Annotated in this window: 19 protein-coding genes; 13 read left to right on the top strand and 6 right to left on the bottom strand. The window is 60.2% G+C overall.

Annotation, left to right across the window (positions count from 1 at the left end; translation table 11 throughout):
* The first annotated feature begins 26 nt into the window (after positions 1 to 26).
* The 6 genes from QKE52_RS03405 to QKE52_RS03380 all read left to right on the top strand — a co-directional run bounded on the left by QKE52_RS03405 (position 27) and on the right by QKE52_RS03380 (position 8365).
* A complete protein-coding gene (locus tag QKE52_RS03405) occupies positions 27 to 1403 on the top strand; it encodes an MFS transporter (RefSeq protein ID WP_347948135.1) in 1377 nt (458 codons plus the stop codon).
* Positions 1404 to 1425: 22 nt separating this feature from the next.
* On the top strand, positions 1426 to 2457 hold the full coding sequence (locus QKE52_RS03400) for a 6-phosphofructokinase (RefSeq protein WP_010186971.1): 1032 nt from the start codon (positions 1426 to 1428) through the stop codon (positions 2455 to 2457).
* A 39-nt stretch (positions 2458 to 2496) separates the two neighbouring features.
* A complete protein-coding gene (locus tag QKE52_RS03395) occupies positions 2497 to 4095 on the top strand; it encodes a TrkA C-terminal domain-containing protein (protein ID WP_347948134.1) in 1599 nt (532 codons plus the stop codon).
* Positions 4096 to 4138: 43 nt separating this feature from the next.
* Entirely contained in the window at positions 4139 to 5644 is a 1506-nt protein-coding gene (gatB, locus tag QKE52_RS03390; RefSeq protein ID WP_010186967.1) for an Asp-tRNA(Asn)/Glu-tRNA(Gln) amidotransferase subunit GatB, read from the top strand.
* Positions 5645 to 5699: 55 nt separating this feature from the next.
* The gene (locus tag QKE52_RS03385; RefSeq protein ID WP_347948132.1) at positions 5700 to 6755 is read left to right on the top strand and encodes an NAD(P)-dependent alcohol dehydrogenase; all 1056 of its coding nucleotides are present in this window, start codon (positions 5700 to 5702) and stop codon (positions 6753 to 6755) included.
* Positions 6756 to 6940: 185 nt separating this feature from the next.
* Positions 6941 to 8365: a hypothetical protein gene (locus QKE52_RS03380; protein WP_347948130.1), complete on the top strand. Its 1425-nt coding sequence runs from the start codon at positions 6941 to 6943 to the stop codon at positions 8363 to 8365.
* On the opposite strand, the gene QKE52_RS03375 is transcribed toward QKE52_RS03380, so the two are convergent.
* Positions 8362 to 9051, bottom strand: a complete 690-nt coding sequence (locus QKE52_RS03375; RefSeq protein ID WP_347948129.1) for a LysE/ArgO family amino acid transporter — start codon at positions 9049 to 9051, stop codon at positions 8362 to 8364. The genes QKE52_RS03380 and QKE52_RS03375 overlap by 4 nt on opposite strands.
* Positions 9052 to 9121: 70 nt before the next feature.
* Here QKE52_RS03375 and QKE52_RS03370 point away from each other — a divergent pair, with 70 nt between their 5' ends.
* The 4 genes from QKE52_RS03370 (at position 9122) to QKE52_RS03355 (ending at position 11930) form a co-directional block, all read left to right on the top strand.
* The gene (locus tag QKE52_RS03370; protein WP_102233859.1) at positions 9122 to 10006 is read left to right on the top strand and encodes a LysR family transcriptional regulator ArgP; all 885 of its coding nucleotides are present in this window, start codon (positions 9122 to 9124) and stop codon (positions 10004 to 10006) included.
* A 28-nt stretch (positions 10007 to 10034) separates the two neighbouring features.
* The gene (locus QKE52_RS03365; protein ID WP_102233860.1) at positions 10035 to 11048 is read left to right on the top strand and encodes a DoxX family protein; all 1014 of its coding nucleotides are present in this window, start codon (positions 10035 to 10037) and stop codon (positions 11046 to 11048) included.
* Positions 11049 to 11181: 133 nt separating this feature from the next.
* On the top strand, positions 11182 to 11619 hold the full coding sequence (locus tag QKE52_RS03360; RefSeq protein ID WP_049157207.1) for a hypothetical protein: 438 nt from the start codon (positions 11182 to 11184) through the stop codon (positions 11617 to 11619).
* Positions 11616 to 11930 (top strand): transcriptional regulator, encoded by a 315-nt coding sequence (locus QKE52_RS03355; protein ID WP_049157204.1) that lies wholly within the window; start codon positions 11616 to 11618, stop codon positions 11928 to 11930. The genes QKE52_RS03360 and QKE52_RS03355 overlap by 4 nt, the downstream gene beginning before the upstream one ends.
* Before the next feature lie 70 nt (positions 11931 to 12000).
* Here QKE52_RS03355 and QKE52_RS03350 read toward each other — a convergent pair whose 3' ends face one another.
* Complete coding sequence (locus QKE52_RS03350; RefSeq protein ID WP_070511640.1) at positions 12001 to 12387, bottom strand: IS30 family transposase; 387 nt, start codon at positions 12385 to 12387, stop codon at positions 12001 to 12003.
* A 490-nt stretch (positions 12388 to 12877) separates the two neighbouring features.
* Positions 12878 to 13636 (bottom strand): hypothetical protein, encoded by a 759-nt coding sequence (locus QKE52_RS03345; protein ID WP_347948127.1) that lies wholly within the window; start codon positions 13634 to 13636, stop codon positions 12878 to 12880.
* Positions 13637 to 14025: 389 nt separating this feature from the next.
* Here QKE52_RS03345 and QKE52_RS03340 point away from each other — a divergent pair, with 389 nt between their 5' ends.
* Positions 14026 to 14658 (top strand): hypothetical protein, encoded by a 633-nt coding sequence (locus tag QKE52_RS03340; RefSeq protein WP_246822414.1) that lies wholly within the window; start codon positions 14026 to 14028, stop codon positions 14656 to 14658.
* A gap of 117 nt (positions 14659 to 14775) precedes the next feature.
* Here QKE52_RS03340 and QKE52_RS03335 read toward each other — a convergent pair whose 3' ends face one another.
* The 3 genes from QKE52_RS03335 to QKE52_RS03325 are packed head-to-tail and all read right to left on the bottom strand — an operon-like array spanning position 14776 to position 18445.
* The gene (locus QKE52_RS03335; protein WP_070528626.1) at positions 14776 to 16044 is read right to left on the bottom strand and encodes a glycosyltransferase 87 family protein; all 1269 of its coding nucleotides are present in this window, start codon (positions 16042 to 16044) and stop codon (positions 14776 to 14778) included.
* A gap of 11 nt (positions 16045 to 16055) precedes the next feature.
* Complete coding sequence (ilvD, locus tag QKE52_RS03330; RefSeq protein ID WP_347948125.1) at positions 16056 to 17909, bottom strand: dihydroxy-acid dehydratase; 1854 nt, start codon at positions 17907 to 17909, stop codon at positions 16056 to 16058.
* A 2-nt stretch (positions 17910 to 17911) separates the two neighbouring features.
* Positions 17912 to 18445, bottom strand: a complete 534-nt coding sequence (locus tag QKE52_RS03325; protein ID WP_070516400.1) for a PH domain-containing protein — start codon at positions 18443 to 18445, stop codon at positions 17912 to 17914.
* A 314-nt stretch (positions 18446 to 18759) separates the two neighbouring features.
* Between QKE52_RS03325 and QKE52_RS03320 the strand changes: the two genes are divergently transcribed.
* Positions 18760 to 20580: an acetolactate synthase large subunit gene (locus tag QKE52_RS03320; protein WP_070701967.1), complete on the top strand. Its 1821-nt coding sequence runs from the start codon at positions 18760 to 18762 to the stop codon at positions 20578 to 20580.
* A gap of 5 nt (positions 20581 to 20585) precedes the next feature.
* Positions 20586 to 21101, top strand: coding sequence for an acetolactate synthase small subunit (ilvN, locus tag QKE52_RS03315; RefSeq protein WP_010186907.1), 516 nt, complete (start codon positions 20586 to 20588; stop codon positions 21099 to 21101).
* Positions 21102 to 21152 lie beyond the last annotated feature (51 nt).

The following is a 21152-nucleotide window of genomic DNA, read 5'->3' as shown; positions in this document are numbered from 1 at the left end:
AGCGTGCGGTGGCTAGACTTCGCTGCATGAAACTCGGAGGAACGCCGCCGTCGGAGAAGCAAGCGTGGCTCGCCATGACCGCGCTATCACTGGGCTTTTTCATGTCCTTGCTCGACCAATCGATGATTGCCGTCGCGCTTCCCGACGTTCGCCGTGGGTTCCATGCCGATGTCAACCAGGTGCTGTGGGTCTCCGCCATCTATCTGCTCGCCGTGGTCGTGCCGCTGTTGTTTACCGGGCGCCTCGGCGATATCTACGGCCAGAAGAAAATGTTCCAGTTGGGCGTCGGGCTCTTTGGCATCGGCGCGCTGCTGTGCGCGCTAGCGCCCTCGGTGGAGTTTCTTATTGCAGCAAGAGCCTTGCAAGGTTTCGGCGCGTCGATTCAAATGCCGCAGACTATGGCCGTCATCAACCGTATCTTTGCCCGGGAGCGGCGCGGCCGTGCGCTCGGCGTCTGGGGAGTGGTTGGGTCTTTGGCCACACTTGCCGGGCCGCTCTTGGGTGGCTTCGTCGTCGCTGCATTTGGCTGGCAAGCTGTTTTCTGGATTCATATTCCTTTTGTTGTCGCCGCAATCGTCTTATCTGGCCTGTGGGTGCCTTCCTTGCCGACGGCGACGGGGAAGATTGACTTCGTCTCAGTGGGGGCGTCGTTTATCGCGTTAACGTGCTTCGTCTTCGCAGTGCAACAGGGCCCAGAGACGGGTTGGCCGTGGTGGATTTGGGTCCTGCTTCTTGCTGGTGTGCTGGGCATGTATTTTTTCGTGCGCCTGCAATCGGCCCGGGGGATGGCGGCGCTCGTCCCGCTCGTGCTGTTTAAGGACCGCAACTACTCCGCTGGTTCGGTAGCCATCGTGTCCATGGGCTTTATGGCGGCGTCGATGATGATTCCAATCATGATGTGGCTGCAGGTCGAGCAGGACATGTCGGCGCGCGATGCCGGAATCATCGTCACACCCATGGCGCTGGTCTCTTTGTGCGTGTCGCCCTTGGCGGGCATTCTGGCGGATAAGCTGCACCCACGTCGTTTGGCGGTCGCGGGCTTCGGCATCCTGATTGCGACCTTCCTCGCACTGTGGTTCCTCATGCAGGCCGAAGTGTCGGCCTGGTGGTTGTGCCTGCCCTGCGCGGCGCTGGGGGCGGGACAGTCCTTCATCTGGGGTTCCAACGCCGCGACGACGATGCGCGATATTGATGCAGATCTCATGGGCGCGGCATCCGGCGTCTATAACACGTCCAGGCAGGTGGGTTCGGTCATTGGAGTGGCCGCCGTGTCAGCGGTCATGCAGGTGGCGGGGGCCGCGGATTCCCTCGTGGTCATCGTTGCGATGCTAGCGGCGGGGTGTGTGGCTTCGCTCTTTTTCCGCGACACCCTGCATGCGGTAGCGGAAACTGCGAGGCTATAGGGAAGCGAGTAGATTGGATGTCATGCGTCTTGCTGTACTGACATCCGGTGGTGATTGCCCCGGTCTGAATGCTGTTATCCGCGCGGTCGTTCGCACCGCATCCAACGAGTTCGGCGATACGGTCGTCGGCTACGAGGACGGCTGGGTTGGTCTGATGGAAGACCGCCGCCGTGACCTTTATGACGACGCAGAGATCGACCGCATCCTCCTGCGCGGCGGAACCATCCTTGGCACCGGCCGCCTCCACCCAGATAAATTCAAGGCTGGGTTGGACACCATCAAGGCCAACATGGCTGATGCTGAGGTCGATGCGCTCATCGCCATCGGCGGTGAGGGAACGCTCAAGGGTGCCAAGTGGCTCTCCGATAACGGTATCCCGGTCGTCGGCGTGCCAAAGACCATCGATAATGACGTCAACGCTACCGACTACACCTTCGGTTTCGACACCGCAGTATCCGTGGCGACTGACGCGATCGACCGCCTCCACACCACCGCTGAATCCCACGACCGCATCCTCATCGTGGAGGTTATGGGCCGCCACGTTGGCTGGATCGCGCTGCACGCTGGCATGGCCGGCGGTGCGCACTACACGGTGATCCCTGAGGTCCCGTTCGATATCGCCGATATCACCAAGGCCATGGAGCGCCGCTTCCAGATGGGTGAGAAGTACGGCATCGTTTGCGTCGCTGAGGGCGCGCTGCCGAAGGAAGGCACCATGGACTTCGAAGAGGGCGGTGTGGACCAGTTCGGCCACCAGACCTTCAACGGAATTGGCCAGGTCATCGGTGATGAAATCAAGAAGCGCACTGGTTACGACGTGCGCACCACCGTCCTCGGTCACATCCAGCGCGGCGGTACGCCGACGGCCTATGACCGCGTGCTGGCCACTCGCTACGGCACCCATGCCGCCCGTGCTGCGCACAACGGCCAGTCCGGCATGTGTGTGGCTCTCCATGGCGAGAATATTGACCTCGTGCCTCTCGAGGACGCAGTGGGCAAGCTGAAGGTGGTTCCGGCCAAGCGTTATGCCAACGCACAGGCCCTGTTTGGCTAAACACCACCGTTAGCTCATCCATAGTTTCTAAAGGTAGCGATGACAAGCGTATTAGCTTATCTGGCTGAGCAGCCGGTCCTCTTGGTGTTTCTGCTCATAGGTGTCGGCATGGCACTCGGCGGCATTAAGACGCGGGGCATCAGCTTGGGCGCGGCAGCCGTGCTTTTTCTCGGCATCGCCTTCTCGGCAGCCGCATCAGCTGCCGGGGTGGAGGCCTCCGTTCCTCCTATTTTGGGCATGTTCGGCCTGGTGCTTTTTGCCTTCGGCATTGGCAATAACTCCGGTGTGTCCTTCTTCAAGTCGCTGAAGACGGCCACGGGGCCGGTGCTCTCCATGATCGGGGTTTTCGTCGTTGCCGCCCTTGCTGCCTGGGGTCTGGGCACGTATGTTTTTGGGCTGTCGAATGCCACCATCGCTGGTACTTTCGCCGGTGCGGTGACGAATACCCCGGCGTTGGCGGCGGCGTCGGAAGCCACGGGCGATCCGGGCTCGGCTACAGTGGGCTACGCGGTGGCTTACCTTTTCGGTGTCATCGGCATGCTCGGTGCGACGGTGCTCGTGCTTCGCGACGCCGGCAATGACGACGACACCCTGTCACCCGTCACGCGCCAGCACATGCAGATTCAACGCGAGATCTCAGTCGCGGAGATCGCCGATATTGGCAATGGGGAAGTGCAGGTAACACGCCTGCGCCGCGTGGGCAGCAACCTTATCGTCTTGCCGAAATTCTTCGATGTGCTGCACCCCGGTGACGTGGTCACGCTCGTTGGTGCCCCGGAGGACCTGGACAACATCATCGAGCGAGCCGGGCGCGAGTCCCCGCAGATCCTCAATGATGACCGCCACGAGTTGGACTTTCGCCGCATCACTATTTCCGAGCACAGCTTGGCGGGCCTGACCATCGCGGAGCTCAATAACCAGCTGGCGGATCGCTGGGGTGCGCGCATCTCGCGAGTTCGTCGCGCCGATAATGACCAGGTCGCTATCCCCGAACACATCGTGGAGCTCGGCGACCGCGTGCGCGTCGTCGGTTCCAAGAAGTCCCTGCGGGAGATTTCCACTTTTCTTGGTGATTCCTCGCAAGGCCTGACAGATATCAACCCGGTGTCTTTGGGCCTCGGCATGGCCCTCGGCGTTTTCGTGGGCCACCTCGAAATCCCGCTCCCAGGCGGCTCTTCCTTTAGCCTTGGTGCTGCCGCGGGCGTCCTCATCGTGGCGTTGAGCATGGCGCGTATCGGGCGCATCGGCAATACCGTCACCGCACTGCCGCACTCGGCCAACACAATCCTCTCCGAACTCGGACTGCTGCTCTTCTTGGCCCAGGCCGGAACAAACGCGGGCGGGGAAATCGCCGGTGCCTTTACGGGTGGAGCCTGGTGGAAGATTCTCCTGCTCGGCATGATCATCACGACGCTGGTGGCGACTGGATTCGCACTCGTCATGCGCCGCTTCCTGCGCGTCGGTGCCACGAAGACCGCGGGTGCTATGGCGGGCGCGCAAACCCAACCGGCGGTGCTCGCTTTCGTGAACAATCGGACGAACACTGACCAGCGCGTCGCCTTGGGCTATGCCATGGTGTATCCGGCGGCGATGATAGCCAAGATTCTCATTACGCACGGCATCACCTTGTTGGGTTAGGCGGTTGCGCACGGTGTCGCGCTGACATACTAAGATGGCACGCATGACTGCTGCGATGTATGACCTGATGGACTATGACGAGGTCCTTGAAAAGTTCGAACCCGTTATGGGCATGGAAGTTCACGTGGAGCTCAATACGGAGACCAAGATGTTCTCCACCTCGCCCACGAACTTCAACGCAGCCCCCAACTCCAACGTGGACCCGGTGTCCCTCGGCCTGCCGGGCGCATTGCCGGTAGTGAACTCCAAGGGTGTGGAAGGCGCCATCAAGATCGGCCTGGCGCTGAACTGCAAGATTGCGGAATCTTCGCGTTTCGCCCGCAAGAACTACTTCTACCCAGACCAGCCGAAGAACTACCAGATCTCCCAGTACGATGAGCCGATTGCCTACGACGGCTACCTCGACGTCGTCCTCGACGACGGCACTGAGTGGCGTGTAGAGATCGAGCGCGCTCACATGGAGGAGGACACCGGCAAGCTGACCCACCTGGGTGGTGCCGATGGCCGCATTCACGGCGCAACGACCTCGCTGGTGGACTGCAACCGTGCCGGCATCCCGCTAATCGAGATTGTGACCAAGCCGATCATTGGTGCTGGCGAGCGCGCCCCCGAGGTCGCCCGCGCCTATGTCTCTGCTCTGCGTGAGCTCGTCGCGGCGCTGGGCGTTTCCGATGCCCGCATGGATCAAGGCTCAATGCGCGTGGACTCCAATGTGTCTCTGCGCCCGGTGGGCCAGGAGGAATTCGGCACGCGTACCGAGACCAAGAACATCAACTCCCTGCGCTCGGTGGAGCAGGCGGTGCGCTTTGAGATGCAGCGCCAGGCGCAGGTGCTTGTCGACGGTGGCGAGATCGTCCAGGAAACCCGCCATTACCAGGAAACGGATGGCTCGACTTCCAAGGGCCGTCCGAAGGAAACCGCCGAGGACTACCGTTACTTCAACGACCCGGACCTGCCGCCGGTGATTGTCTCCCGCGAGTGGGTCGAGGAAATCCGTCAGACCCTGCCGGAGATGCCGTGGATTCGCCGCGCCCGCATCCAGGAGGAGTGGGGCCTCAAGGACGAGGAGATGCGTGACCTGGTCAACGCTGGCGCTCTCGATCTCATTATCGAAACCGTGGAAGCCGGCACCACTCCAGACGAGGCCCGCTCCTGGTGGGTGTCCTACCTGACCGGTAAGGCCAATGAGGCTGGCGTTGAACTGAGCACTCTCGGCATTACCCCGGCGCAGGTCGCTCGCGTTGTTGAGCTGGTCAAGGAAGGCAAGCTGACCACCAAGCTGGCTCGCCAGGCGGTCGACGGCGTGCTGGCCGGTGAGGGTGACGTCGACGAGGTCGTCGCCAAGCGCGGGCTCGAGGTCGTGCGCGATGACGGAGCGATCGAGAAGGCCGTCGATGATGCCCTGGCCGCCAACCCGGACATCGTGGAGAAGTACAAGGCCGGCAACAAGAAGGTCACCGGTGCCATCGTGGGTGCGGTCATGAAGGCCACCCAGGGTAAGGCTGACCCGGGACAGGTCAATAAGCTGATTGCGAAGAAGCTCTCCTAGTCGGTAGAGATTTCCATTAGGCAAGGTCAGGCGGCTGCGGGGTACCGTGGTCGCCATGACTATTTCTACTAAAGCACTGCAGAAGACCGGTCCGAACGAGCCCTTCGAGGTCGTCACCATCCAGCGCCGTGACCCGCGCGCCGATGACGTTGTCATCGACATCAAAGCAGCAGGCATCTGCCACTCGGATATCCACACCATCCGCAACGAGTGGGGCGAGGCGCACTTTCCGCTGACCGTTGGCCACGAGATCGCCGGCGTGGTCTCCGCCGTGGGGGAGGAGGTCACCAAATTTAAGGTGGGTGACCGCGTTGGCGTGGGTTGCCTGGTGAATTCCTGTGGCGAGTGCGAGCAGTGCCAAGCCGGAATGGAACAGAACTGCCTCAAGGGCGGTGTAGGAACCTATAACTCCACGGATGTCGATGGCACGATTACTCAGGGCGGCTATGCGGAAAAGATCGTGGTGAATCAGGACTTCGTCCTACGCATCCCGGAGGCCCTTGATTTTGACGTGGCAGCGCCGTTGCTCTGCGCTGGCATCACTACGTACTCTCCGCTGGCCCGCTGGGATGTCAAGGAAGGCCAGAAGGTGGCCGTCGTGGGCTTGGGCGGTTTGGGGCACATGGGCGTGCAGATTGCTGCCGCAAAGGGCGCGGATGTCACGGTCATCTCGCGCACCTCGCGCAAGGCAGAGGAGGCCAGGAAGCTGGGGGCGAGCCGTACCCTGGCCACCACCGAAGAGGAAGACTTCTTCAGGAACCACCGCGGCGAATTTGACCTCATCCTGTCCACCATCTCCGCCGAGTATGACCTCGAAGATTACCTGCGCCTCCTCAAGCCGCGCGGCATTATGTCGGTGGTCGGTCTACCGCCGGAAGCACTGCCGCTGCGCCTTAACCGCCTGGTCGGCGGCGGCAAGGTGCTGACCGGCAACAATATTGGTGGCATCGCGGAAACCCAGGAGATGCTGGACTTCTGCGCCGAGCATGGCCTGGGCGCGGTGATCGAAAAGGTGGGCGTCGATGAGGTAGACGCGGCCTACGAGCGCGTCGTCGCGGGTGATGTGAAATTCCGTTTCGTCATCGATACCGCGACGTTTGCCGAGCGCTAAGAGGTGAGCCGGCTCATGCTTGAGCGGTTGTAGGAGCAATCTCTCCACAGCCGCACACATGTTTTCCTATCAGGTCGGCGTAAGGTAGAGCCTATGTAACGCCATGCTTGTGCCAAAGTATGGCGCGTTTTTATGCACTAGCCACTAAGCATAAAAAGAAGAAACTAGAAAACAGATAGGAAAACGTGTCTTATAAAAACGTCGTGGGCATCGCTTTGTCCTTCATTGGCTTGCTCGTGGGTGCGGGCTTTGCCACGGGACAGGAAGTTGTCCAGTACTTTACGTCCTTTGGTATTCCTGGCATGTGGGGAATCCTGGTAGCCGGCTTGGTCATGACCCTCGCCGGCACGGTGTTCCTTCAGCTGGGAAGCTACTTCCACGCCAGCGAGCACAACCAGGTCTTCCGGAACATTACTCACCCGATCATTTCGCGCATTCTGGATGTCGCGGTGATCCTCACGCTCTTTGCGGTGGGCTTTGTCATGCTGGCTGGCGCCGGTTCCAACATGCAGCAGCAGTTTGGCTGGCCGGCGTGGGTGGGTTCCCTGCTCATGCTCGTGCTTGTCCTTATCACGGGCATGTTCGACGTCGATAAGGTGTCACAGGTCATTGGCCTTCTTACGCCGACCATCATCATTGCGGTGCTCTTCGCCGGCACCTACACGCTGCTGCACATGCCGGACAACGTCGATGCGGCGATTGCCGCTTCTGAGGCGATTGAGTCCCCAATCCCGCACTGGCTCATTTCCGCGCTGAACTACAACGGCCTGGCCCTCATCCTGGCGGTATCGATGTCCCTGGTGATCGGCGGCGATAACATCAGCCCGCGCGAGGCAGGCGTCGGCGGCATCGTGGGTGGCGCGGTCTACGCGGTGCTCATGGCCATCGCCGGTTTCTCGCTGCTGATGAACGCGGAGAACGTCGGCGATTCCGATATCCCGATGCTGACCTTGGTGGATAACGTCCACCCGACGCTTGGCGTCATCATGGCCATCATCATTTACCTGATGATCTTCAACACGGCCATCGGTATGTTCTACGCGCTGGGCAAGCGTTTGTCTTCTGGTAAGGAATCGAAGTACCGCATCATCTTCATCGCCGGCTGTCTCGCTGGCTTCGCCGTCTCCTTCGCCGGCTTCAAGGCTCTGATGCAGTACGTCTACCCGGTCCTGGGCTATATGGGCATTGTGCTCGTGGCCATCTTGGTGATTGGGTGGCTGCGCTCCCTGGGCAAGATTAAGGACGAGGGCCTGCGCCGTGAGCGCATCCGCGCCCTGCTGCACCTCAAGCTGCACCCCGACACAGAGTACGACGCCGCGCGTTACGACGATGAAATCGGCCAGCAGATCGCTGACTCCAACATGGACGATGAAGCCCTCTTCGAGGACCTCGTCTCCGATGTGGTGGAGGAGCTGGACTCGGATGAACAGCTCGACTTCGACAAGGAAAAGTGGGAGGAAAACCGCAACGACCACTCCTACTACACCGAGCGCGAGGCTGTGGAGCAGGATCGCACCGACGAAGAAATCAAGGCCTGGGTCGAGGAAACCGGCGCGGTGGGAGACCCCGCCGAAGACGAAGAGCTCCCTGAAGAATCAAAGAAGAACTAGAGAAGCAGGAGCTTCGCCGTCAGCGCAAGCATGACGCAGCCGATGACGATGTTGACTACGCGCCACGTCGTCGGCTTGGCCAGCACGTGGGAGAGCTTGTAGGCACCAAAGCCGAGGGAGGGGAACCACACGGCGCTGGCCACAATCGCACCGCCGGCGAAGACCCAGCGCTGGTCGCCATATTGGTTGGCAATGGAACCCAGCATGACCAGCGCGTCGACGTAGGCCAAGGGATTGAGCCACGTGAGCGCCAACGCGCCGAGGACCGGCTTGACCCAGGACGATGAGCGCACGCGGGGGCGAATTTTGGTGAGCACGGAGGTTCCCGGTGCTCCCGAGCTGCCCGAGTTCTCTTCAACGACCTGCGCCACTGGTTCGGTTTCCTCAATGACCAGTGATTCCTGTTGCTTCTTAAACGCATCGCGGAAGCACGTGAACCCAAAGTAGATGAGGTAAGCCGCGCCCAAGTACTTGACCACGATGAGCGCGGTGGGGAAGCGCTCGACAAGGACGCCGACGCCGGCGGTGCCGCCGGTGATCAGGATGACGTCGGAAAGCAAGCATGCCAACAGGATAGGCCCGACATGATCGCGTTTAATGCCCATCTTGATGATGTAGGCATTCTGCGGTCCGATGGCAATGATGAGGGACAAACCCAGCGCAAATCCTGCGAGCAAAACTGACATGGCTTCTAGTGTGCGTATAACGGCATATGAAGTCCAGTTAAATCTTCTACAGCTGGTTTAAAATAGCTTCATGAACCCGCTCCATACTGAAACTCTGCTGGCCATCATCGATGAAGGCTCCTTCGAGGGCGCTGCGGCTGTGTTGGGAATCACTCCCTCGGCCGTTAGTCAGCGCATCAAGGCGCTGGAAGTATCGACTGGTCGAATCCTTCTGCGCCGCGGAACTCCCGTCACCGTGACCGAGGCAGGGGAGATTGTCGCCCAAGCCGCGCGGCGCATGGCTCTGGTCCAAGCCGAGGCAGATGCGCGGCTCACCGAGCGCCTCTCCCGCGTGCCGTTGACTGTCGCGATCAACTCGGATTCCCTGGCCACGTGGTTCAGACCTGTAATCCAGCGCACCGCCGAGCGCGGTGAGGCGGCGCTGCGCATTCGCATCGAGGATGAGGCCCGAACGCTCGCGATGCTGCGCCGGGGTGATGTGCTGGGCGCGGTCACGCGCGAGCAAACCCCGGTCTCCGGCTGTGAATCTACATACCTCGGGACCATGCGCTACTTTGCCGTCGCCGCGCCCGCTCTGGCGGAGGGCTTCGAGGATTGGGAGACCCTGCCCATCGTGGGCTTCGGGCCGAACGACGCCACCTTGGATGACGCCATGCGCGAGCGCTTCATCGACTCCCACGTGTTACGCGCACGAGTTTCCCAGATCCCCTCCTCGGAGAGTTATGTCGAAGCAGTGCGCTACGGCCTGGGATGGGGCTTAGTGCCGCGCCTGCAGGCACAGCCTTTGCTGGAGACCGGAGAGCTGGTGCTTCTCGACGACTTCCCGCTCGACATCGACCTCTACTGGCAACGCTGGCGGTTGGAGTCGGAGTTGCTCGCGGACCTCACGGCGGATGTCTTAGACGCAGGCCGTGCGGTTTTAGCTTCGCGCCGCGCCGATAAAGATGCGCCATAAAGGCACAGTGCTGCCTTAAGTTGGAGGCATGAGCGATAAAACTCCTGATAAAGCCACCAACTTTGATGACGATATCCCCACCTACACGGGGCCGGACTCCGCGAAAGCCAGCGCGCCGGAGGAAGTAGAGACTGAGAAGCCCAAAAAGAGCAGCCTCTTCCAGCGCCCCGGCCGCGCCGAGCCGCAGGTGATTAAGCCGAAGAAGGTAGAAGAGCCAGCGGCTGAGACTGCAGCTGAGCCTGCCGCGGAGGCTAAGACCGAAACCTTTGAAAGCCCTTCCCGCGGTTCCCTGTCCTTCGACAGCGCTGCAGCAGAAACCGAGACCACCGCATTCCCGCGTGCGGAGGCAATGGCTGAGCCTGATGAGCAGACAACGGCTATGCCGGTATCGGCAACCGCAGCCTCGGAAACCCAAACCGAACCAGCAGCAACAGAGAACTACGAGGAAGTTCCCAGCACGGTTGCTGTCGCTGACCCCGCCGTCGACTCTGAAACTGCAGCAGTGGAGGAGAAGCCGGAACCAGCGCGCCGCGGAACCATCGATTTTGGCCTGCTTTTCGTGCGCCTAGCGCTGAGTGTCTACTTGCTCGTGGCGGGTGCTTCGACCTTCTTTAAGCTCGGTGGCAACGAGGGCCTGGCTGGTCTGGAGAACGAGTTCGGTGAATACACCATGGCAGCTGCACTCGCCATCGGCGTGCCGACTGTTCAGCTTATCGCCGGTGCTTTCCTCCTGCTTGGACTAGTCACCCCGCTCGCGGCTATGTTCGGACTTATCGTCACGGGCTTCTCCGCCATCCATGGCCTCAACGCCTCCGAGGCAGGCTTAGACGTCTTCGCGTGGAACGAGAACGTCTGGTTGGGTCTCGTCCTCTTCGTGATCGCGGTGGCCCTGCAGTTCACTGGCCCTGGATTCATCTCCCTGGACTTCAACCGCTCCTGGACCCGCCGCCCGCTGGCGACGTCCTGGATTTTCGTCGTCATCGGCGTGGCCGCACTGGTCGCCATCTGGTGGTTCGGCGCTGGGGTTAACCCGCTGAACTAGGCCTACCAGCCCGGCTTTCAAGCTCCCTGCCTGCAGTTATGGGGTAGCCGTTGTTGTTTTCCATTATGTAAAGTAAGTTGTTTTCTGTAGTGGAAAACAATGACTTTGGTGCCGCAGGAGGGGAGCTTTAGTTTTGCCGAATCAGAATGTTCTGGACGCACTCGCATTTGAGGAGCAACAACGGTTGGCCGCGGCCAAACGGCCACCCGTCTGGCTGAGCCTGCTCGCAGCGGCGGCGTACGGTGCGTGGTTTGCTTACATGTGGATCAAAGTTGACGTCCATCCGCTCGTCCTCGTCGGCGGACTTCTTCTTGTGCTCGGGTTATTGGTGAGCCTTGCCTTCTTTTACCGCACGGGGGTGAGGGATTCGATGCGCCAGAAGGTTGATCCGCACGCCTCCCGGAGCGTGACCTGGCGCTTCTACGCAGGATTGGGATTTATGATTCTGCCGTCGCTCTTCAATCCCTTCGTCGAAGGACACGTTATTCCCTCATGCATTGCAAGTGTGCTGTGCGCCTTGGCGGTCTTGTGGACACTACATACTGGTGCGCTGGATCGGAGGCCGCGATGAGTGAACTTGACCCGGTAATCCACCCGCTCAATCGCTTTAAGATTTGCGCCACACTTAATGCCTTCGGAGCCACGCAGGGCGGGGAGGTAAACCGAGAGATGAAGTTCGCCATGTTGCGCGCTCGCACGGAGCTTTCCGATGCCTCCCTGTCCAAGCAGCTCGGAGCTCTGGAAAAAGCCGGCTACGTGACTCGCTTCCGCGAGTACGGCACCAGCCGTGCGAAGGACTCGGTGTGGGTCGCATTGACTGAGCAAGGCAAGATTGCCTTCGACGGCCACTTGGCAGCACTCAAGGAATTAGCTGAGGGTTGAGTTGGGTGCATAGTACGGCCTCGCTGAGGTGCCCTTGTTGCCAAAGTTTTCCCGCCCGCCGCAGGCGGTTTCAAGTGGTGGATGCATCACTTGAATAGTTCTTGGATTCTCTCTTCTGGTGTGTACCAGTTGAGGACTTCTCTGGGGCGCCCGTTGAGTAGGTCTTGAATGTGTTGAACGCCTTTTGAAGCGTCAGGGTACTAAAGTCGCTTCCTTTGGGTAGGAAGTCTCGGACTAGCCCGTTGGTGTTTTCGTTGGTAGGACGCTGCCAGGGTGAGTGTGGATCGCAGAAGTAGACTGCGAGCCCACGTTCGATGCTCAGCCTGTCTACTTGGGCTAGTTCCACACCTTGGTCCCAGGTCAGTGTTTTGGTGTTGTTGCGTATTTTTCCGGTAAACATCTCGATTAACTTATCGACAGTCGTGGCGGAATCATGCACATCAAGCAGCGAGCCCATACGACTACTTGTTCAAGCCGGTTAGAGTCCAAGCACTACCCGGATTATCCAGAGAAAAACTGAGAGCAACTGTCGTTGACTCCATGATTAAAGAAGGCGGACTTGATGGAGAACACAGATCGAGAGCCTGTCGAGAGAACCTCACCCATTGTTCGCTGTCGCCCTTTCCTCTAAGAAAGAGGAAGTTTGCCTCTTCGGTGAAGCCGTGTTCTGGAACAGGGGGATCATCAACCACAAGTGTTTCTTTGACTGTTTGATACGGAGTGTATGGGCACACGAGCGAAAACTCAGTCCACTCTGGTCCGTAGAGTTCCTCCAGTGTGATGGACTCAGTAACGGGGATTGCATTTCCCGATCGTTCTAGGGACGCGAGATGAGAAGCCAATGGGTCATTAAAACTACAAGAGGAGAGTGATAGGGAGACAATACTAGTGAACCCTATCCGTGCCATCATGCGTCTCATTAACATAACCTCCTTCTCGTGCCTATCCTAGGAAAGTGTAGATAGCAGTCCAATCCTTGCCCAGAGGGCGCACTGGTTCAGAGCAGCAGCTTCGTCGCCACTACTTGCGAAAGCAGATCCAAGAAATCGACCTTGGGCATTGTTATACAGGTCCATGCGGGTCTGATCCGCTGGCCCTTGAGCGACAGTTTCGTGGTTAGTAGCAATGCGTTCAGCTGCATCTGCACCGATTCTCATCGTCATCAGGGCATTCCACGAGCAGTGCCGAAAAGCATCGCCCTTTCCATTGCGGAGTGATGTGGCGCCAGGAAACCGGTTCTGCGCTTCCGTACTCGCGGTTGTGGCTGCCTGATTGGCGATGCCGCATGATACTACATCGACCAGCGCGATGCAGGACAGCATTTCAAGGCCCTGGATATATATCCGGTAGGGGTCCGACTGGGTGGTCGCAAAAGGCGCTACCTGAGGATTGATGTCAGTGACCCTGGCACGTTCAACTGCAGCAATGATTGCGCGTTGTTCATTAGCTGACAGGGATGCGAAGTAACCGTACGGGTCGGCGGACTCGTTCATCACCTTGATCTCGTCTTGAACATTCATGATGTCCTCATCTGTGACATCACTGGTGTCTACGCGAATTTCAGCGTCTAAGTCAATTGTTGATGCGGGCAAGGGGGTAAGATTCCCCAGGTTTTGGGCAGCAGCACTTGGTGGAATGATTAAACCAAATGCGAGAACTGCTGCTGTAGATAAAGTCATGATGAATCTTGTGGCGCGATTGCGCATAAGAAATCCTGTAAATTTCGTGAAAACGATTATCCGTGACGAGGGAAACACGCATATTAGGTGCTCCTTACCCAGAGTAACAGATAATTCCTATTAGGAAACTAACAGTTGTAAAATCACCCCTAATTAGGTGTATATCCCCTGCCAATTTATCGATCACAGCTCCACACAGAAGTAACGAAGTACTACTAGTAACGCTCGTAGATTGAAGTGCCCCGAGTTTTGTTCCTAGGGGGGGCAGGGCTCAGCAGCCAAGGGGAAGGTGACCACTTCGTGTTCAACTCCTCGATGACAAAGGCCCGCAACTGCGGGTTGGTATCGAGTTTACGGGGTTTAGGCCTGGCTAAACGGTCTACAGCCCGCTTTTGCGCCACGAGGGCATCGTAGCCATGCTCAGTCATCCCACGGGCGATTTCCCTGCTAATCGTCGACTGATTCCGGCCAAGGTGGGCTGCAATCTCACGGTGAGTAAGACCCTGATCAAGCAGATAGGCTATCGCTATTCGGTCATGGCGGATAAGACGCTTTCCGCGTCCTACCTTCGATTCGGATTCAGTGGGATGATCATTGAGTACCCAACGCCCATACATGCGATTATGGTGCCACGTTTTCACCGTGGCAGTGCAGCGATCAACAACCTGGCCGGCCTGTTTATAGCTTTTGCCAGCATCCACAAGTTTCAAAGCTTGGGCAATGCGATCCCGCTCGTGTTGTATGGCTCCACCGCGACTGGTATTGGCGAGTTCGATACCGTCTTGCGCAAGGTATCGGTAAGCGGTCTGTGGGAAACCTGTCTCTTTCAGTGCACTATGCGCAGACCGACCGCTTTCTACAATAGCAATGATCTTTTGGTATTGATCTTTGTACTTATCCTCATTCAGGCTCCGACGGCGCTTGCCACGGCTAAGGCCCTCAGCCTGGCGCCACACCTTCGCCGTAGCCTTCGAGCCCCCCAACTCCTTGAGGATCACCGACATCGGACGCGCATCATGCAGATACGCCTGCACATACCGCTCACGTAGCTTTCTATCGCCTAACATCTACACAACCTCCTAGCTGTATAGATGCATTCACCACCTGAGCCCGCCGCAGGCGCGGCGAACAACTTTGTCAGAACAGGCAGTTTTGCGTTTCGGGGCTTAGTTGGTTTGGGCCGCAGCGAGCTCAGTATGTGGCTTGTCGGATTGAGTGCCTCGAGCCTTGAGGCAGATGGCGTAGAGAATCCAGCTGAGTAGTGCCAGCCACACGAAGTCATCGACCAAGAACTTCTGGTACAGCGGCATCGCGTGGACATCGATGCTGTCACCAAACCACCACTTCGGCGGAACGGTCAGCAGCATGCCCACCCAAGCGGCGAGTACAGCCAGCAGGCTGCCGGCGACCCAGGTGGAATTGCGCCAGGACCAGGCGCGGTAGACCAGAACCGGCACGATGAGCGACAGCCACACCCAGTGGTGCGACCACGAAACAGGCGAGATGAGCAGCATGATGGTGGCGGTGGTGAGGTGGGCATCGACAAGCAGGCTTCGCCGCATTTGCGCCAGGATGAGTGCCGAGCCAACACCGATGATCACGAGCGCCGCGACCAGCCATAGCACATTAATAAGCGTGCCGTGGTTGTCCATGGCCTCCTGGGAGGTAAAGAGGCGCTGGATAACGCCCTTGAGCGAAGAGTTGGATTGATAGTCCGTGGCCACGCCGAAGTCCGCGCCCTTGCCCATATCGAGAAGCTTCGAGGTGAAGAATTCAACGAAAGCCTCCCAACGGTAGGCGGCGGCCAGCAAGGTGGCCAAGACAGCGGAGACGAAGGCGGTGAGAATTGGCTTCCATTCGCGGCGCAACAGGAAATACAGCAGCATGGCCAACGGGGTAATTTTGATGGCCGCCGCGAGACCTATCAGCCAGCCTTGTGGAAGCTTCCGCTTGCGGGGAACCAGATCGAAGATGACCAGCGCCATGATGACAATGTTGATTTGCGCAAAGCCGTTGTTGAGGCGGATGGGCTCAAAGAACATGGCCGCGGCCCACGCGATCGCCACGGTGGGCCACAGGTTCGGTACCTTTAGCGCGCGGAAGATAGCGTAGAGGCAAGCGAAGACTAGGGCGTCCGAGAGGACGATCATGATATCGCCTGCCAGGGAGTCACTCATCCACTCAAAGGCAGTCAGCGGCACCATGACGAGCGCGCCGAAGGGTGGATAGATGAAGGGGAGCGTCAAATCCCCGGCGTACATCGGCTCCGAATAGACCGAGCGCCCCTCCATGAAGGCGCGCACGCCCTCGCGGTAAATGATCATGTCCACTGGGAAGTCCGTGTGGAGGATGTGACGGATGACGCCTACCAGGCCCACGATAAGCCCGGCGGCGGTCAGGAGTGTGCGCCTTGCGGCGTTAGTGGCGAATTTCATCGCCCCATACTCTAATTGACGTAACCATCCACCACGCGCACCGCACCACGGTCAGCGGACGTGGCCATGTTGGCATAGGCGCGCAGGGCCTTGGTGACCGGGCGGTTGCGGTCCTTCGGCGTCCAGGGCTTCTCACGCTGCTCCTCGATGGCGCGGCGGCGTTCGAGAACGTCCTCGTCGACGTCGAGGGTGAGCTGGCGCTCGCGGATGTTGATGGTGATGGGGTCACCGTTTTCCACCAGGCCGATGAGACCGCCGTGGGCAGCCTCGGGGGAAATGTGGCCGATGGACAGGCCGGAGGTACCACCGGAGAAGCGACCATCCGTAATCAAGGCGCAGGCCTTGCCCAAACCGGAGCCCTTGAGGAAGGAGGTCGGGTGCAGCATCTCCTGCATGCCGGGGCCGCCCGCGGGGCCCTCGTAGCGGATGACGATGACATCGCCGGGCTGGACTTCCTTCTTGAGGATGATGGAGACGGCCTCCTCCTGGGACTCCACCACGCGGGCCGGGCCAGTGAAGGTCCACAGCTCTTCCTCCACGCCGGCGGCCTTGACGATGGCCCCGTTGGGGGCGAGGTTTCCGCGCAGGACAACCAGGCCGCCGTCGGAGGAGAAGGCATGCTCGGCGTCGTGGATGCAGCCATTGGCCGCGTCGGTGTCGAGCTCATCCCAGCGGTTGGACTGGCTGAATGGCTCGGTGGTGCGCACACCGCCAGGCGCGGCATGGAAAAGCTCGAGGGCGGCCTCTGTGGCCTTGCCGCCGCGGATATCCCAATCGTCCAGCCACTCCTCGGCGTTGTCGTAAAGCGCGGTGTGGACCTTGAGGTTCAAGTGGCCGGCGCGGCGCAGCTCGCCCAAGATGGCGGGGATACCGCCGGCGCGGTGCACGTCCTCGATGTGGTAGGTGCCGTTGGGTGCCACCTTGGACAGGCAGGGTACGCGGTAGGAGATCTCGTTGATGTCCTCGAGGGTGAAGTCCACCTCGCCCTCCTGCGCGGCGGCCAGCGTGTGGAGGATGGTGTTGGTGGAACCACCCATAGCCATGTCCAAAGCCATGGCATTGCTGAAGGCTTCCTTGGTGGCGATAGAGCGCGGAAGGACGGCGTCGTCTTCGTCGCCGTAGTAGCGTCGGCACAGGTCCACGATGGTGCGGCCGGCCTGCTCGAAGAGATCGCGGCGGGCGCTGTGGGTAGCCAGCGTGGTGCCATTGCCTGGAAGGGCCAAACCGAGCGCCTCGGTGAGGCAGTTCATGGAGTTGGCGGTGAACATGCCGGAGCAGGAACCACAGGTGGGGCAGGCGGATTCCTCCACCTGAGCCAGGCCCTCATCGGAGACGGCATCGCTGGCCGACGCCGTGATGGCCGTAATCAGATCCGTCGGCGCGTGCGCCACACCGTCGACGACGACGGCCTTGCCGGCTTCCATCGGGCCGCCAGACACGAAGATGGTAGGGATGTTGAGACGCAGCGCGGCATTCAACATGCCCGGGGTGATCTTGTCGCAATTGGAGATGCACACCAAGGCGTCGGCAGTGTGCGCGTTGACCATGTACTCGATGGAATCGGAGATGATCTCCCGCGAGGGCAGGGAGTAGAGCATGCCGCTATGGCCCATGGCAATGCCATCGTCAACAGCGATGGTGTTGAATTCCTTGGGCACGCCGCCGGCTTCGCGCACGGCGTCGGCCACGATGTCGCCGACGTTCTTGAGATGGACGTGGCCGGGAACGAACTGGGTAAAGGAGTTGGCGATGGCAACGATCGGCTTGCCAAAGTCGCTCTCCTTGGAGCCGGTAGCGCGCCACAGTGCGCGTGCACCGGATGCCTGGCGGCCAACGGTGGTGACTTTAGAGCGGAGAGGGTACACGGTTAATCCTTCAGTTCGGGGTGTTTCTTGAGGTACTCGGCGTATTCCTCCTTGGTAAGGAGGATTTGTTGGCCATCGCGGTGGACGATGACGACCTTGTCATCGGCGGCTTCGCGGCCAGCGGTCAGGGCGTCGGGGATGCGGCCGTTGGAAGCGGCGGCAAGGCGGGGGAGAGAGTTAAAAGTCACGCCCGGCAGGTTGAGGTTGTCGCCGCTGGTGGTGCGAGCGTAGGCCTTCGAGCGCTGGAATCCGATGCCTTTAAAGTCCTTCCACGCGATGTCCTTGGGGCCGCGGAAGCCATAAGTGATGTGGATGCCTTTCGCGTCCACGGTGGTGCGGGCACGCAGGACCCACCAGATGGCCAACACCGGGAAGATGAGGATCCAGAAGAGGTATTTCGGGGCCCAGCCAATGCTGAGAAAAGCGATGGCGGCGAGGATGCCAATGCCGAGGAGGTGTTCGCGGGTGGGCTTGAACGTTTCGGCCGTGGGGTGTTCGGCGCGAGAAGATGCGTTCTGCGGGTGTGAGGACGTCATAGTGGGTCATCGTAATTGACAGCGTGGCGCGGTGGCGAACCGCCCCACCTGTGCAATCTCGCAAAATGAGAAAAAGATCCCAAAAATGGGGGTAAATGCCTGCGGTGGCGTTTCTATCAGTGTACAGTTTAGCCCATGATCATTATTCGACTTCACCTCGTAGTAGTACCCGGGCGGCGCGAGCCGTAGCGAGTCCACTAGTGACGTCGACCAGCAAGCGCCCCCGTTACCTTCACACCCAGGAAGGACAGCGGGGGCGTTATTAGTTGGATGATCTCTCCGATATCCATCCCCACTGAAGGAGCACAACAACCGTGACAGCTTCCACTCCGCCACAGCGGGCGCCCGAGCGCATCACGGGCGCACACGCCATTGTCCGTACCCTCGAAGATTTGGGCACCGAGCTTGTCTTCGGCATTCCGGGCGGCGCCGTGCTTCCGCTGTACGACGCCCTCTTTGAATCCACGAAGCTGCGCCACGTGCTCACCCGCCACGAGCAGGGGGCCGGCCACGCCGCCGAAGGTTATGCCCAGGCATCCGGAAAGGTAGGCGTCATGATTGCCACCTCCGGTCCGGGTGCTACCAACCTGGTGACCCCGCTGGCGGACGCCAACCTGGACTCCGTGCCGGTCGTGGCCATCACCGGTCAGGTGGGCAGCTCCTTGCTGGGCACCGACGCCTTCCAGGAGGCCGATATCCGCGGTGTGACCATGCCGATTACGAAGCACAACTTCATCGTCACCAAGGCAGAGGACATCCCGGGGGCTATTGCTGCCGCGTTCCACCTGGCGTCCACCGGACGGCCGGGCCCGGTCCTCGTGGATATCCCGAAGGATGTCCAGAACGCCCTGATGGAGTACTCCGGCCCAGTCATGCCGGACCTGCCGGGGTATAAGCCCACCACGACCCCGCACCCGCGCCAGATCACGCAGGCTGTTCAGCGAATTGCCCGCGCGGAGCGCCCGGTGCTCTACGTTGGCGGCGGCGTCATTAAGGCGGAGGCTTCCCGCGAGCTGCGCGAGTTTGCTGAGCTGACCGGCATCCCGGTGGTGACCACCCTCATGGCGCTCGGCGCCTTCCCGGATAACCACCCGCAGCACATGGGCATGCCCGGCATGCACGGCACGGTGCCGGCGGTGGCGGCGCTGCAGCGCGCGGATCTTATTATCGCCGTGGGCGCGCGCTTCGATGACCGCGTGACCGGTGATACCGATACCTTTGCTCCGCACGCTGAGGTCATCCACGCCGACATCGACCCGGCCGAGATTGGCAAGATCCGTGAGGTTGCCGTTCCCATCGTGGGTGATGCGCGCGAGGTGCTCCTTCGTCTGACCAAGGCTTATGCCAACGACGCGGAGTTGGACGCTCCGAACCTCGGTGACTGGATGGAGTACCTGGGAGATTTGCAGCGCCGCTACCCGCGCGGTTTCGAGCCGACGTCGGACGGGCTGCTCAATCCGCAGGAGGTTATCCAGAAGCTCAGCTCCATTGTGGGGCCGGAGGCTATCTACTGCGCGGGCGTCGGCCAGCACCAGATGTGGTCGGCACAGTTCCTCGACTTCGAGCACCCGCGCAGCTGGATCAACTCCGGCGGTGCCGGCACGATGGGCTACGCCGTACCCGCAGCGCTGGGCGCTAAGGCCGCATGCCCGGAGCGTGAGGTTTGGGCGATTGACGGCGATGGCTGCTTCCAGATGACCAACCAAGAGCTCACCACCGCCGCGGTGGAGGGATTCCCCATCAAGGTGGCTGTCATTAATAACGGAAACCTGGGCATGGTGCGCCAGTGGCAGACGCTCTTCTATGAGAACAAGTACTCCCATACCAAGCTGCGTGAGCACGATGAGTACGTCCCGGACTTCGTCAAGCTCAGCGAGGCCCTGGGGTGCGAGTCCATTCGCGTCACCACGGCAGAAGAGATTGGCCCCGCGATTGAGCGCGCGCGCTCAATCAATGACCGCCCGGTGGTCATTGATTTCATCGTGGGCCAGGATGCCCAGGTGTGGCCGATGATTGGTGGCGGCGCCTCCAATGAGGAAATTCAGTACGCCCTGGGCCTGCGCCCGCTGTTTGATGAAAACGAGTCCGCGGCCGAGGATCCGGCCGACATTCACGAATCCCTCGAGGAGGCCTAAGAACAATGGCTAAAGACGACATCACCCGACACATCCTGTCCGTGCGGGTCCAGGACATTGAGGGCATCATCTCCCGCGTGACCGGTATGTTTACCCGCCGCGGCTACAACCTCATCTCGCTGGTCTCCGCGCGGACCGAAACCGAGGGGATCAACCGCCTGACCATCGTTGTGGACGCCTCCGAGGTTGTCATCGAGCAGGTGACGAAGCAGCTCAACAAGATTGTTCCGGTGCTCAAGGTGGTGGAGCTGGAGGAAGAAAACACCATTGCCCGCGCCATCATGCTGGTCAAGGTGGCCGCGGATAACTCGAACCGCCCCCAGGTGGTCGACGCGGTGAACATCTTCCGCGCCCGCATCGTGGACGTATCGCCGGAGTCCGTGGTGGTGGAGGCCACCGGTACGCCGGGCAAGCTGCAGGCGCTTCTCGACGTCCTCGAGCCCTTCGGTATCCGTGAGCTGGTGCAGTCCGGAAACGTCGCGCTGGGGCGTGGCCCGAAGGCGATGGCACCGAGCAAATAAATAATCTCACATTGTGGGCATCTTGTCCCAAAATGTGATACAAATTCAGTA

It is taken from the genome of Corynebacterium sp. c25Ua_47, from assembly GCF_039907205.1.
GTDB lineage: Bacteria > Actinomycetota > Actinomycetes > Mycobacteriales > Mycobacteriaceae > Corynebacterium > Corynebacterium hiratae.
This window is presented reverse-complemented; position numbering and strand designations above follow the sequence as displayed.

Bases quoted from the DNA above. Each gene is read 5' to 3' on its own strand.
- QKE52_RS03325 (WP_070516400.1), bottom strand. From the start codon at position 18,445: ATGACGTCCTCACACCCGCAGAACGCATCTTCTCGCGCCGAACACCCC.
- QKE52_RS03400 (WP_010186971.1), top strand. From the start codon at position 1,426: ATGCGTCTTGCTGTACTGACATCCGGTGGTGATTGCCCCGGTCTGAAT.
- QKE52_RS03375 (WP_347948129.1), bottom strand. From the start codon at position 9,051: ATGTCAGTTTTGCTCGCAGGATTTGCGCTGGGTTTGTCCCTCATCATT.
- QKE52_RS03365 (WP_102233860.1), top strand. From the start codon at position 10,035: ATGAGCGATAAAACTCCTGATAAAGCCACCAACTTTGATGACGATATC.
- ilvN (WP_010186907.1), top strand. From the start codon at position 20,586: ATGGCTAAAGACGACATCACCCGACACATCCTGTCCGTGCGGGTCCAG.
- QKE52_RS03340 (WP_246822414.1), top strand. From the start codon at position 14,026: ATGCTCAGTCATCCCACGGGCGATTTCCCTGCTAATCGTCGACTGATT.
- gatB (WP_010186967.1), top strand. From the start codon at position 4,139: ATGACTGCTGCGATGTATGACCTGATGGACTATGACGAGGTCCTTGAA.
- QKE52_RS03345 (WP_347948127.1), bottom strand. From the start codon at position 13,636: ATGCGCAATCGCGCCACAAGATTCATCATGACTTTATCTACAGCAGCA.
- QKE52_RS03395 (WP_347948134.1), top strand. From the start codon at position 2,497: ATGACAAGCGTATTAGCTTATCTGGCTGAGCAGCCGGTCCTCTTGGTG.
- QKE52_RS03405 (WP_347948135.1), top strand. From the start codon at position 27: ATGAAACTCGGAGGAACGCCGCCGTCGGAGAAGCAAGCGTGGCTCGCC.
- QKE52_RS03385 (WP_347948132.1), top strand. From the start codon at position 5,700: ATGACTATTTCTACTAAAGCACTGCAGAAGACCGGTCCGAACGAGCCC.
- QKE52_RS03335 (WP_070528626.1), bottom strand. From the start codon at position 16,044: ATGAAATTCGCCACTAACGCCGCAAGGCGCACACTCCTGACCGCCGCC.
- QKE52_RS03370 (WP_102233859.1), top strand. From the start codon at position 9,122: ATGAACCCGCTCCATACTGAAACTCTGCTGGCCATCATCGATGAAGGC.
- QKE52_RS03350 (WP_070511640.1), bottom strand. From the start codon at position 12,387: ATGGGCTCGCTGCTTGATGTGCATGATTCCGCCACGACTGTCGATAAG.
- QKE52_RS03355 (WP_049157204.1), top strand. From the start codon at position 11,616: ATGAGTGAACTTGACCCGGTAATCCACCCGCTCAATCGCTTTAAGATT.